General features: G+C 74.8%; 13 protein-coding genes. 9 read left to right on the top strand and 4 right to left on the bottom strand.

The window, feature by feature from the left end:
- Positions 1-14 precede the first annotated feature (14 nt).
- Positions 15-1,007 carry a tripartite tricarboxylate transporter substrate binding protein gene (locus EAH89_RS25890; protein ID WP_140886592.1) on the top strand — a complete coding sequence of 331 codons (993 nt, stop codon included), beginning with the start codon at positions 15-17 and terminating at the stop codon, positions 1,005-1,007.
- Positions 1,008-1,054: 47 nt separating this feature from the next.
- Here EAH89_RS25890 and EAH89_RS25895 read toward each other — a convergent pair whose 3' ends face one another.
- The 4 genes from EAH89_RS25895 to EAH89_RS25910 all read right to left on the bottom strand — a co-directional run bounded on the left by EAH89_RS25895 (position 1,055) and on the right by EAH89_RS25910 (position 5,486).
- The gene (locus EAH89_RS25895) at positions 1,055-2,743 is read right to left on the bottom strand and encodes a methyl-accepting chemotaxis protein (RefSeq protein WP_140886593.1); all 1,689 of its coding nucleotides are present in this window, start codon (positions 2,741-2,743) and stop codon (positions 1,055-1,057) included.
- A 105-nt stretch (positions 2,744-2,848) separates the two neighbouring features.
- Entirely contained in the window at positions 2,849-3,652 is an 804-nt protein-coding gene (locus EAH89_RS25900; RefSeq protein WP_140886594.1) for an alpha/beta fold hydrolase, read from the bottom strand.
- 11 nt (positions 3,653-3,663) lie between these two features.
- Positions 3,664-4,638: a tripartite tricarboxylate transporter substrate binding protein gene (locus EAH89_RS25905; RefSeq protein ID WP_140886595.1), complete on the bottom strand. Its 975-nt coding sequence runs from the start codon at positions 4,636-4,638 to the stop codon at positions 3,664-3,666.
- Positions 4,635-5,486: an alpha/beta fold hydrolase gene (locus EAH89_RS25910; protein WP_206667684.1), complete on the bottom strand. Its 852-nt coding sequence runs from the start codon at positions 5,484-5,486 to the stop codon at positions 4,635-4,637. The genes EAH89_RS25905 and EAH89_RS25910 overlap by 4 nt, the downstream gene beginning before the upstream one ends.
- A 149-nt stretch (positions 5,487-5,635) precedes the next feature.
- On the opposite strand from EAH89_RS25910, the gene EAH89_RS25915 reads away from it, so the two are divergent.
- The 8 genes from EAH89_RS25915 (at position 5,636) to EAH89_RS25950 (ending at position 12,323) form a co-directional block, all read left to right on the top strand.
- Positions 5,636-6,622 (top strand): tripartite tricarboxylate transporter substrate-binding protein, encoded by a 987-nt coding sequence (locus tag EAH89_RS25915; RefSeq protein WP_140886596.1) that lies wholly within the window; start codon positions 5,636-5,638, stop codon positions 6,620-6,622.
- 8 nt (positions 6,623-6,630) lie between these two features.
- Entirely contained in the window at positions 6,631-7,356 is a 726-nt protein-coding gene (locus EAH89_RS25920) for a dioxygenase family protein (protein WP_140886597.1), read from the top strand.
- Positions 7,356-7,979: a protocatechuate 3,4-dioxygenase subunit alpha gene (pcaG, locus tag EAH89_RS25925; RefSeq protein WP_140886598.1), complete on the top strand. Its 624-nt coding sequence runs from the start codon at positions 7,356-7,358 to the stop codon at positions 7,977-7,979. Before EAH89_RS25920 ends, pcaG begins: the two co-directional genes overlap by 1 nt.
- A gap of 30 nt (positions 7,980-8,009) precedes the next feature.
- Positions 8,010-8,879, top strand: coding sequence for a fumarate hydratase (locus EAH89_RS25930; RefSeq protein WP_140886599.1), 870 nt, complete (start codon positions 8,010-8,012; stop codon positions 8,877-8,879).
- Positions 8,876-9,529, top strand: coding sequence for a fumarate hydratase C-terminal domain-containing protein (locus tag EAH89_RS32250; RefSeq protein ID WP_140886600.1), 654 nt, complete (start codon positions 8,876-8,878; stop codon positions 9,527-9,529). The genes EAH89_RS25930 and EAH89_RS32250 overlap by 4 nt, the downstream gene beginning before the upstream one ends.
- Positions 9,526-10,440 (top strand): NAD(P)-dependent oxidoreductase, encoded by a 915-nt coding sequence (locus EAH89_RS32255; RefSeq protein ID WP_140886601.1) that lies wholly within the window; start codon positions 9,526-9,528, stop codon positions 10,438-10,440. The genes EAH89_RS32250 and EAH89_RS32255 overlap by 4 nt, the downstream gene beginning before the upstream one ends.
- Positions 10,427-11,182 carry a GntR family transcriptional regulator gene (locus EAH89_RS25945; protein WP_140886602.1) on the top strand — a complete coding sequence of 252 codons (756 nt, stop codon included), beginning with the start codon at positions 10,427-10,429 and terminating at the stop codon, positions 11,180-11,182. The genes EAH89_RS32255 and EAH89_RS25945 overlap by 14 nt, the downstream gene beginning before the upstream one ends.
- Before the next feature lie 100 nt (positions 11,183-11,282).
- Positions 11,283-12,323 (top strand): ABC transporter substrate-binding protein, encoded by a 1,041-nt coding sequence (locus EAH89_RS25950; protein ID WP_140886603.1) that lies wholly within the window; start codon positions 11,283-11,285, stop codon positions 12,321-12,323.
- The last annotated feature ends 2 nt before the right edge of the window (positions 12,324-12,325 follow it).

Consider the following 12,325-nt stretch of genomic DNA (forward strand, 5'->3'; position numbering starts at 1 on the left):
CGGAGGAGACGAGAATGACAACACGCACATCCCTGGGGCGCCGCCGCATCCTGGCAGCCGGCGCTGGCCTCATGGCCGCTCCGCTCGCGCGTCCCGCCCTAGCGCAGGCCGCCTGGCCCGTCGGGCGGCCCATCGAGATCGTGGTGGGCTTCGCGCCCGGCGGCGGAACCGACGTGATGCTGCGCGCCCTCGCGCTGTTCCTGGCCGCCGAGCTGCCCGGCGCCAACTTCGTCATCAGCAACCGCCCGGGCGCGGGCGGCGAGACGGCCTACGCCGCGCTGCAGGCCGCGCGGCCGGACGGCTTCACCATCGGCGGCATCAACACCCCCGGCTACCTCTCCGTGCCCATCGAGCGGCGCGTGCGCTACGACCGCGCCAAGCTCCGCGCCATCGCGCGCCTCGTGGACGACCCGACCGCCTTCGTCGTGCACCAGGACTCACACTACCGGACCCTGGCCGACCTCGTGGCGGACGCGAAGCGCCGCCCGGGCGAGATCAGCGTCGGGTCCTCGGGCGTCGGCACGGACGACCATCTCGGCCTCACCCTCTTCCAGGCGGCCACGGGCACCGAGTTCATCCACGCGCCCTACGCGGGGGCGGGGCTCGTCAAGAACGCCGCGCTGGCGCGCCACATCGACGTCGCCGGGCTGAACCTCGGCGAGATCGGCATGCTCGGCCAGGACAAGCCCGCGCTCCGGCCGCTCGCCGGCATGGGCGAGCACCGCTGGGACCTGATGCCGGAGGTGCCGACCTTCCGCGAGGCGGGCTACGACGTGGTCATGACGAGCGAGCGCGGCATCGCCGCCCCGCGCGGCGTGCCGGACGAGATCGCGCTGCGGCTGCAGGAGGCGATCGCGCGCGTCGTCGCCAAGCCCGAGTGGACCGAAAAGGCGCGCCAGCTCGAGCTGCCCATGGCCTACCTGCCGGGCGCCGAGTGGGAGGCGCAGATGCCCGCCCAGGAGGCTCGCTACCGCCGGATCTGGGAGAAGACCCCGTGGCAGCCGTGATCCCCGCCCGCCGCAGGCCCTAGGGAACGGCCGGCCGCCCGCCGCCCTCAGGCGGCGCGCATGCCCTCGAGGAAGTCGCCGACCTCCTTGCGCATGGTCTCGGCCTGGCGCGCGACGTCGGAGGCGGCGGTGAGGACGTCCCGGGCGCCCTCGCCGGTCTCCAGCGTGGCCTGCCCCACCTCGCCGATCGTCTCGGTCACGCGGGTGGTGCCGCTCGCGGCCTCCTGCACGTTGCGCGCGATCTCGCGCGTCGCGGCGCCCTGCTCCTCCACCGCCGCCGCGATGGCCTCGGAGATCTGGCCGACCTCCTCGATGACGCCGGTGATCCCCTGGATCGCGGCCACGGCCTGCTCGGTCGCGGCCTGGATGCCGCCGATCTGCGAGGCGACCTCCTCGGTCGCCTTCGCCGTCTGCGCCGCGAGCGTCTTCACCTCGGAGGCGACGACGGAGAAGCCGCGGCCCGCCTCCCCCGCGCGGGCGGCCTCGATCGTCGCGTTCAGCGCCAGCAGGTTCGTCTGCCCCGCAATTTCGCTGATGATGCCGACCACCTCGCCGATCCGGCGCGCGCCCTCGGCGAGGGTCCGCACGGCGGCGTCGGTGTTGCGGGTCTGCGCGATCGCCCGGCCCGTCACCTGCGCCGCCTGGGACACCTGCCGGGTGATCTCGGCGACGGACACGGAGAGCTCCTCCGCCGCGGCCGCCACGGTCTGCACGTTCGCGTTCGCCTGGCCCGCCGCGGCCGCGACCTCGGTCGCCTGGCCGGAGGTGCGGGTGGCCGCCGTGCTCATGCTCCCGGCCGTCGCGCTCAATTCCGTCGCGGCGGAGGAGAGGCTGCCGATCATCTCGGCCGCCTTGCCCTCGAAGCGGCCGGTAAGGTCGGTGACGCGCGCGGCCCGCGCCAGCTTCTCGGCCTCGGCCGCGGCCTGCGCGGCGGCCAGTTCGTCGGCCCGCCGCAGCCCCGTCCGGCACTCGTCGATCGCGCGCGCCATGTGGCCGATCTCGTCCGCGCGGGCGGTGCAGGGCAGGTCGAACTCGTAGTCGCGCCGCGCGAGCTGGCGCATGGTGCCGGAGAGGCGGATGATTCGCCGGGCAATGGTCGCCTCCAGCAGGGCGGCGGCGCCGAAGCAGAGCAGCAGCGCCGCGAGGCTCGCGAGGCCGATCACCCAGAGGGAGGCGGCGTGGGTCTCCTCCGCTTCCTCCGCGGCCTCGGCGGCCATGCGGGCCGCGAGGTCAAGAAGGCTCGAGATCCCCGCGCGGAGCTTGCCGAAGCTCGCCAGCATCTCCCCGTTGAAGTAGTGCGCGGCGGCCTCGCGGTTGCCCGTCGCGACGAGGGCGCTCACGCGCTCGTCCTGCGCCCGGTAGTCGCGCCAGGCCTCGTCCACGGCGCGGAGCAGCTCCTTCCCCCGCGCCGAGGCGACGAAGCGCTCCAGCTGCGCGTGCTGGCCCTCGAAGGATCGCAGCACCTCCTCGGAGCGGCGGGCCACGTCCGCGCGCAGGGCGGGGTCCTCGGTCATGATCACGTTCGCCCGGTTCAGGCGAAAGCGGACCGCGGCCTCGCTCAGGCGGCCGAGGGCCTCGGTCTCGGGAACCCAGCGGCGGCCGAGCTCGCGGGCGTCGTCCCGGATCCGCCCGATCTCGACGGCGGCGATCCCGCCCATGGCGAGGAGCACGAGAAGGATGACGCCGAAGGCGAGGCCGAACTTCGCCCTCAGGGAGAGATCCGCGAACCGGGACATGGACTGCCGCTCTTCCTCAGGCACGGCGGAACCTGTCCCCGCCGGCGCGCGGATTCTCACACGGGGAGACTTAACGGGCGGTTAGGCCGCTGGGCGGCCGCGCCCTCAGCCCCCGGCGCGCGCCGCCAGGAAGGCGCCGATCGCCTCGTTGAAGGCGCGGGGGCGCTCCACCGGGGGAAGGTGGCCCGCGTCCGGGATCTCCTCGAAGCGGGCGCCGGGGATCACCCCGGCCATGCCGCGCATCGTCGCCGGCATCGCGCCGTCGTTGGCGCCGGCCACCAGCAGGGCGGGCTGCGCCAGGGCGGGCAGCGCGGCGCGCAGGTCGTAGGACTGCAGCGCCCGTGCGCAGGCGACGAACCCCTCGGCCGGCGTCGCCTCGATCATGCGGCGCACGCGCGGGATGGCGGGGTTCCCCTCGGCCAGGGAGGCCGGCGAGAACCAGCGGCGCAGCGTCGCCTCCGCGATCGCCCCCATGCCGCCGGCCAGGACGGCGTCGATCCGCTCCTGCCAGGCCGCCGCGCCCCCGGGCGCCGTCCCCGCCTGCCCGTCGGCGAGGACAAGGGCCGAGACGAGGCCGGGCGCGCGGGAGGCGAGCAGCAGCCCGGTCGCGGCGCCCATCGACACCCCCACGAAGGTCGCCCGCGCCGCGCCGACCTCGGCCATCAGCGCCGCCGCGTCCGAGGCCAGCGCGTCGAAGCTCGCCGGCCCCGCCGGGACCTCGGTGCCGCCATGGCCGCGCTGGTCGTAGCGGAGGATGCGGAAGCGGTCCCCGAAGGCCGCGACCTGGTCGTCCCAGAGGGTGAGGTCGGTGAGGAGCGAGTTGCTGAAAACGAGCCAGGGAGCCCCCTTGGGCCCGTCCAGGCGGCAGCGGAAGCGGAGGCCGTTCGCGCGAAGTTCGGTCGTGCTCATCGGGCGACTCCTCACTCGACGCTCATGCCGGTCTCGCGCACGAAGGCGGCGAAGCGGCGGGTTTCCTCGGCCATGTAGGCCGCGAAGGCCTCGGGCGTGGAGGGGGCGGGCTCCAGCCCGTTCTCCGCGCACCAGCGGCGCATCCCCTCCCCGGCCAGCACGGCGCGCGCGTCGGCGTTCAGGCGGTCGCGCAGTTCCAGGGGCAGCCCGGCCGGCGCGAGGAGGCCGAGCCAGGTGAGGAAGACGCAGCCCGGCAGCCCCGCCTCCTCCATCGTCGGCAGCTCGGGCAGCAGCGCGGCGCGGGCGCGCCCGGTCACGGCCAGGGCGCGCACGCCGCCCGCGCGGATGTTCGGCGCCGCGGTGATCAGCGTGTCGAACATCCCCTGGATCTTGCCGCCGAGAAGATCCGTGTTCGACCCCGCCGCGCCCCGGTAGGGGACGTGCAGGATGTCGACGCCCGCCAGCGCCTTGTAGATCTCGAGCGCGCGGTGCGAGGCGCCCCCGTTGCCGGAGGAGCCGAAGGCGAGCCGCCCCGGGTTCGCCTTCGCGTAGGCCGTCAGCTCCACGAGGCTGCGCGCCGGCACCGAGGGGTGCAGCGTGAGCGCGAGCGGGGATTCGATCAGCAGCGAGACCGGCGTGAAGTCCGCCACCGGGTCGTAGTCGAGCTTTTTGTAGAGGCTCACGTTCATCGCGTGCGTGCCGGCGAAGCCGATGTAGAGCGTGTTCCCGTCCGGCGCCGCCCGCGCGGCCATCGCCGCCGCGATGTTCCCGCCGGCGCCGGGCCGGTTGTCCACGACCACCCCCCGCTCCCACCGCGCGCCCAGACCGTCCGCCACCTTGCGCGCGACGAGGTCGGTGATGCCGCCGGGCGGATAGGGCACGATCAGCCGCGGCGCGCGGCCCGGGACCTCGGCGCGGGCCGGTGCCGCGCGGAGGAGCGGCGCCGCCAGGAGGGCGGCGAGGGGGCGGCGGGCAACCGTCGTCATGCAAGGCTCCGGGCGAAGGCGACGAGGGCCTCGGCGACGGCCCGCGGCTGCTCGGGCACCAGCGCGTGCCCCGCCCGCGCCACCACCGCGCGCGTGACGCGCGGGCCGAGCGCCTCGCGCAGCGCCTCCTCGGAGGGCGGCGGCGCGATCGCGTCCTCCGCGGCCGCGACGTAGAGCAGCGGGTGGCGCTCGGCCGCGCGTAGCCAGGCCTTGTCCGTCGTCGCCGCGCTCGCCGCGCGCTGCGCCACGGACACCGCGGGGTGCCAGCCCGGCAGCCAGGCGCGGGCGTCGTTGCCCTCGGCGAAGTAGGCGCGGCGGAGATGGCCGAGCCGCTCCTCGTCGGGCAGCGCCAGGTCGAAGCTCGCGGTGATGGAGCGGCGGATGTCCGGGTCCACCTCCGTGCCGGTGACGGCCGCGAGCATCGCGACGGCGCGGACGAGCTCGGGCCGGTCATGCGCCAGCACGCGCGCCACCCAGTTGCCGGCCGCGTGGCCCGCGACGATCGCAGGCGCCGCGCCCTCGGCCTCGATGGCGGCCGCGACGTCGGCGGCCATGTCGTGCAGCGTCGCGCCCGGGCGCAGCGGCGCGGAGCGGCCGATGCCGCGCGGCTCCGGCCGCAGCACGCGCAGCCCCGCCGCGACGAGGAGCGGCGCGACCTCGTCGAAATCCTCCGCCCCGCGGCCGAGCGAGGGCAGCAGCACGATGGCCGGCCCCCTCCCCTCCGCGCCGATCTCCAGCGCGCCCGCCGGCAGGTCGAGCACCCGGTGCTCCGTCATCGCCTTCGTCCCTCCGGGGGAAAGGGCCGCCGGAAAGCCGGCGGCAAGCGCGAGGGCCGCACGACGCCGCATGGTTTCCCCCTTCGTTGAGGGGCGGAGATTGCCAGCGGCCGGGCATCGGTGTCAAAAGGTCAACCAATTGACACATAGGCGCCGGCTTTGGCAGCCTGCCCTCGCCGAGCGAGGAACGCGCCGGGGAACCTCCGGGAGGGAAGACAGGCATGCTGGCTGGAGAGATCGGGCGCCGCGCGGCGCTGGCGGCGCTCGGGGGCGCGGCGCTGGCCGCCGGGGCAGGACCGGCCGGGGCGCAGAACGCGCGCACCGGGCGCGCCATCGTCGGCTTCCCGCCCGGCGGCACCTCGGACAGCGTCACCCGCCTCTACGTGGAGCGGCTGCGCGCCTCCGGGGCCGCGCAGATGGTGGTGGACAACCGCCCCGGCGCCGGCGGACGCCTGGCGCTGGAGCTGCTGAAAGGGCTGCCGCCCGACGGCAGCGCCTTCGTCGTCACCCCCGCCTCCATGCTGACGATCTACCCGCACCTCTACACGCGCACGATGCGCTACGACTCGCTCAAGGACTTCACGCCGGTCTCGCCGGTCTGCATCTTCCCCTTCGGCCTCGCCGTCTCGGCCCGCCACCCCGCGAAGACGGTCCAGGAATTCGTCGCCTGGGGGAAGGGCCGGCCGGTGGTGGACTGGGCCTCGCCCGTGCCGGGCTCGATGCCGCACTTCATCGGGACGGAGTTCGGCCGCATGGCCGGCCTGACGATGAACCACATCCCCTACCGCGGCTCGGCGCCCGCGGTGGCGGACCTGCTGGCCGGCACCGTGCAGGCCGTCATCCTGCCGCTCGGCGAGCTCACCCCCTTCCATCGCTCCGGCGAGGCGCGGCTGCTGGCCATCTCCTCGCCCGAGCGCCTGCCGCGGCTGGACGAGGTGCCCACCTTCGCCGCGAGCGGCTTCCCGGACCTCGTGCACGAGGAGTGGTACGGCGCGGTCCTGCCCGCCGGCGCCTCGCCCGCCACCCTCGCCGCGCTGCACGAGGCCATCGTGGCCGCCGCGGCCTCGCCCGAGATCCGCGAGGGGCTCACCCGCATCGACATCATGCCGCAGGTGATGGACCCCGCCGCCTTCCGCGAGCGCATCGCGCGCGAGATCGCGGTCTGGGGGCCGATCGTCGCGGCCTCCGGCTTCAAGCCGGACGAGTGAGGCGGGCGATGGACACCCTCGCGGAGGCGCTGCCGCCCGGCCTCTTCGCCCCCCTGCCCCCGGGGATCGAGCCCGCGGTGCCGGTGCCGGGCTACCCGAACACCTGGACGCACACCCCGGCCCAGCCGCTGATCCGCCGGCCGGCCACGCGCACCGAGGTCACCGGCCCGGCCGAGTTGTGGCGCAAGCTGCCCTGCGGCGAGAGCAACCTCGCCGTCCCCGCGCCGGGCAAGGTCGCCATGGGGCAGCTCATGCACATGTCCGGCCGCGTCCTCGACGAGGACGGGCGGCCGGTGCGCGGCGCGGTGGTGGAGCTGTGGCAGGCCAACGCCGCCGGGCGCTACTTCCACCCGATCGACCAGCGCGACGCGCCGCTCGACCCCAATTTCGTCGGCAACGGCCGCGTGCGGACGGACGGGGACGGGCGCTACGCCTTCTTCACCATCAAGCCCGGCGCCTACCCGGTGCCGGTGAAGGACACCTGGTGGCGGCCGCCCCACGTCCACTTCTCCGTGCTCGGCCCCTCCTCGCTGTCGCGGCTGGTGACGCAGATGTACTTCCCGGGCGACCCGATGAACGAGTGGGACCGCATCCTGACCTCCCTGCCCGACCCCGCGGCGCGCGCCCGGCTCATCGCGCAGCAGGTCCACCCGTCCGAGGTGGGGGACGGCTGGCTCGCCTTCACGCACGACATCGTCCTGCGCGGCCGCCACGCGACGCCGGAGGCGCCGTGATGCCGGACTCGATCCCCCCCGCCGGGACGCTGCCGCCGACCGCCCAGCACACGATCGGGCCCTTCTTCCCCCGCACCTTCTTCACCGAGGGCGACAACGACCTCACCCGCGTCAACGCGGCGGCGCCGCCGAGCACGCGGGGCGAGACGATCCTCCTCCGCGGCCGGGTGACGCGGGAGGGCGGCGTGCCCTGCCTGAACGCCATCCTGGAGGCCTGGCAGGCGGACGCGGCCGGCCGGTTCAACCACCCGCTGGACCCCGGGCGGCACGGGGCGGACCTGGACTTCCTCGGCTGGGGCCGGGCCTGGACGGACGCGGAGGGCGCCTTCGAGTTCCGCACCCTCCTGCCCGGCGGCTACGACGACCCCGCCGGCCGCCGCGCGCCGCACGTCAACCTGACGGTGATGGGCGCGGGGCTGATGCGCCGCGTGCTCGCCACCGCCTTCTTCCCCGATTTCCCCGCCGAGAACGCCGCCGACCCCGTGCTGAACCTCGTGCCCGCGGAGCGCCGCGCACGCACGGTGGCCCGGGCCGCGGGCGAGGAGGGCGGGATCCGCGTCTTCCGCTTCGACATCCATCTCCGCGGCGCCGCGGAGGAGGAAACCCCCTTCTTCGAGGACTGAGGCCGCGCCCTCCCCTCCGGAAAGACCGCCTTGCCCATCACCTACGACATGATGAAGCGCACCACGGCCCAGCTCTACGAGTGGTCGCTCCGCAAGGTGCCGGACGACACGCTCGACGCGCTGCGCCGGGCGCGGGAGACCGAGACGAACACGGTCGCGCAGCGGACGCTCGGCATCCTTCTCCGCAGCGCCGAGATGGCGGAGACGCAGGACCGGCTCGTCTGCTCGGATTCCGGCGTGCCGACCTACACCATCGCGATCGGCACGGGCGTGCGGCTGGAGGGCGACATCCGCCGCGCCATCGAGGACGGCTTCGACGAGCTGGTGGCGACCACCAACCCGCCCCTGCTAAAGCACGTCACCAACCCGCTGACGAACGAGCGCGGCTACCGCGGCAAGGACATGCCGCTGGTCACCTGGGACATCGTGGACGGCGCGGACCACGTCGACATCACCTGCCAGCCCAAGGCGCTCGGCTCCGGCCGCTGGGCCGCGCTCGAGATCTTCACCTTCCCGACGCTCGAGCGGATCGAGGAGTACGTGATGGAATGCGTGCTCAAGGCTGGCTCCCAGCATTGCCCGCCCGTGAACATCGGGGTCGGCATCGGCGGCTCCTTCGACCACTGCGCGAAGATGGCGGCCAAGGCGACGCTCCGCCAGTACGGCACCACCAACCCGGAGCCCGTGCTGGCGGCGATGGAGGAGCGGCTGCTCCGCGCCGTGAACGCCACGGGCTTCGGCCCCATGGGTACCGGCGGCGACACGACCGCGCTCGGCGTTCACATCGAGTACTGCGCGGGGCACGGCTTTACGCCCGTCGCCGTCGCCTTCAACTGCTGGATCAACCGCCGCACCCGCGCGCGCCTCTACGGGGACGGGCGGCTGGAGCGCGTGGAATGAGCGCGCCCGCGACCGAGGACGGCATCCGGCGCCTGCGGATGCCGCTGTCGCGCGAGGACGCGCGCTCGCTCCGCGCCGGGGACATGGTGCTGCTGGACGGCGAGATCGTCATCACCGCGGGGCTGCCCACCTGCCAGCGCCTGGTGGAATGCGCGGAGGGGCGGCGCGAGCTTCCCCGCCCGCTCGACGGCACCGGCCTCTTCCACCTCGGCAGCTACTCGCGCGAGGCGCCGGACGGCGGCTTCGAGGTGCTCTACATGAACCCGACGACGAGCACCCGCTTCAACGCGCTCATGCCCGGCCTCATCCGCCATTTCCGCCTCAGCGCGGTCGGTGGCAAGGGCGGGCTCGACGCCGCCTGCGCGGAGGCGATGCGCGAGGTCGGCTGCGTCTACCTCTCCTTCGTCGGCGGCGGGGCCCCGCTGCTGTCGGACGCGATCCGCGAGGTCGTCTCGGTGCACTGGAACGACCTCGTCTCCCACTACCGGCTCGTGACGCTGCGGGTGGAGGGGCTGGGCCCGCTCACCGTCGGCATCGACGCGCAGGGGAACAGCCTCTACGCCGACCTCAGCCAGGCCGCCGCGGACCGGATGCCCGCCATCATGGCGGAACTTGCCCGCGCGCGCGCCGCGGCGGAGGGCGCGCCGTGAGCCGCGAAACGGTCGCCCTCCTCGCCGCCGTGCCGAAGGACCTGCGCGACGCGCTCGGCCGGGACTACACCCTCGTCGAGCGCGGCGACCCCGCGGCCGCCGGCGCGCGGATCGCCGTGACCTCCGGCATGGCCGGCGCGGACGCCGCCGCGATGGCGGCCCTGCCCTCGCTCCGCCTCATCGCCTCCATGGGGGTCGGCCTCGACCGCATCGACCTCGCCGCCGCGCGCCAACAGGGCGTGGCCGTCTCCCACACGCCCGACGAGATGACCGAGGACGTGGCGGACTTCGCGATCGGCCTGGTCTACGCCGCCGCGCGCCGCATCGCCGAGGCTGACCGCTTCGTGCGCGCGGGCCGCTGGTCGCGCGAGCGCATGGCGCCGGGGATGAGCCTGCACGGCAAGGCCCTGGGGGTCGTCTCGCTCGGCCGCATCGGCGCGGCCATCGCGCGCCGCGCGGCGGGCATCGGCCTCGACGTCGCCTGGACCGGCCCGCGCCCGAAGCCGGAGGCGCCCTGGCCCTGGCTGCCCGACGCCACGGCGCTGGCCGCCCGCTCGGACGTGCTCGTCCTCGCCTGCCCGGGCGGGGAGGAGACGCGGCACCTCGTGGATGCCGCGGTGCTCGCCGCGCTCGGCCCGCGCGGCCTCCTCGTCAACATCGCCCGCGGCTCCGTCGTGGACGAGGCGGCGCTGCTCGCCGCGCTGGAGGGGGGCGGGATCGCGGGCGCGGGGCTCGACGTCTTCGCGACCGAGCCGGCGCTCGACGCCCGCTTCCTCGCGCTCGAGAACGCCGTGCTCGCGCCGCACTACGCCTCCATCACCGAGGAGACGCGCGGGGCCATCGTCGCGCGGCTCCTGCGCGACATCGCCGCCTTCCGCGCGGGAGAGCCCTTCTTCGATGCCACGCGCTGAGCCAGCGCCCCCCCGGGGCAAGGTCGATTTCAGCCGCAGCGCCGTGCCGCGCTACATCCAGCTCGCCACCCTCTTCCGCCGCCGCGTGGAGGGCGGGTCCTGGAAGCTCGGCCAGCGGATCCCCACGGTCGATGAGCTGGCGGCGGAGTGCAGCGTCGCCCGCGCCACGATCCGCCAGGCGCTGGACGAGCTCGAGCGCGACGGCCTCATCGAGCGCTTCCGCGCCAAGGGCACCTTCGTCCGCAAGGCGCCGGTCGAGCGGATCTGGTGCGACGTGGAGGCGGACTGGAACGGCCTGCTGCGCCCGCGGGAGGGCGCGCGGATCGAGATCCTCTCCGACGCGGACGGGCTTCCCGGCGCGGCCATCCCCGACAGCATCGGCGTCGCCGCCCCCTTCTACCGCCACATCCGCCGGCGCCACTGGCGCGACGGGCAGCCCTTCCTGCTCGCCGACGTCTACCTCGACGCGCGCCTCTCGCCGCTGGTGACGGAGGCGGACCTCGGCAGCAAGACCGCGCTGCGCCTCGTCTCGGGGCTGAAGGGCGTGCAGGTCGTGGACGCGCGGCAGACGCTGACCATCGGCGTCGCCGACGTGGAGAGCGCGGCCGCGCTCCACCTTCCGCTGAACGCGCCCGTCGCCAACGTCCACCGCGCGGCGGTCGACCAGCACGGCACCCTCGTGCTCGTGGCGGACGGCGTCTACCGCGGCGATGTCGTGCGGATCGACATCAAGCTGAAATAGCCCTCCCGGACCCGCCGCGCGGCGCCTTCTCCGTTGATCGGACGCCGGTTTTGTTGCAAGGCAGGGACAAGCCGTCCGTGAGCGGCCAGGGAGTGACGCCATGCTGTTCCGCCTCATCCGGGCCGCCGCCATCCCGGCCGCCCTCCTCGCCGCGGTCCTCGCCCCCGCCGGCGCCGCCCGCGCGCAGGGCTCGCTGAACCTCTACTGCTCCGTGCAGCTGGAGTGGTGCCAGGCGGCGGCGAACGCCTTCCAGCGCGACACCGGCATCCGGGTGGCCGTCTCCCAGAAGGGCTCGGGCGAGGTGTTGGCGCAGCTTCGGGCCGAGGCGGGGAACCCCCGGGGCGACGTCTGGTTCGGCGGCACCGGCGACCCGCACCTGCAGGCGGCGGAGGAGAACCTCTCGGCCGAGTACCGCTCCCCCAGCCTCGACCAGCTCCACGACTGGGCGCAGAAGCAGGCGCGGGACAGCCGCTACCGCACGGTGGGCATCTACGCCGGCGCGCTCGGCATGGCCTTCAACCCCGAGCTCCTCGCCCGCCGCAACATCGCCGCCCCCGCCTGCTGGCGCGACCTGCTGGACGCGCGCTTCCGCAACGAGATCCAGATGGCCAACCCGCAGTCCAGCGGCACGGCCTACGTGATGATCGCGACCATCGTGCAGATCATGGGCGAGGACCCGGCCTTCGAGTACCTCAAGGCGCTCCACCGCAACATCAACGCCTACCCGCGCTCGGGCACCGGCCCCATCAAGTCCGTCGCGCGCGGGGAGACCGCGGTGTCGGTCTCCTTCGTTCACGACGCGGTGACGGAGCGCCTGGGCGGCTTCCCCGTCAGCAGCGCGGTTCCCTGCGAGGGCACGGGCTACGAGGTCGGCTCCATGTCCATCATCCGCGGCGCGCGGAACCTGCGCAGCGCGCAGCGCTTCTACGACTGGGCCCTCACCCCCGCCGCCCAGCAGCTCGGCGCGGAGTCGAAGCAGTTCCAGACGCCCTCCAACCGCGCGACGCCGGTGCCGGCCGAGGCCCCGCGCATGGCCGACATCCGCCTCATCGACTACGACTTCGCGAAATACGGCGCCTCCGCCGAGCGCCGCCGCCTCATCGAGCGCTGGGACCGCGAGGTGAACGCGCTACCGCGCTGAGG

The organism is Muricoccus nepalensis (genome assembly GCF_006438825.1).
Taxonomy (GTDB): Bacteria; Pseudomonadota; Alphaproteobacteria; order Acetobacterales; family Acetobacteraceae; genus Roseomonas; species Roseomonas nepalensis.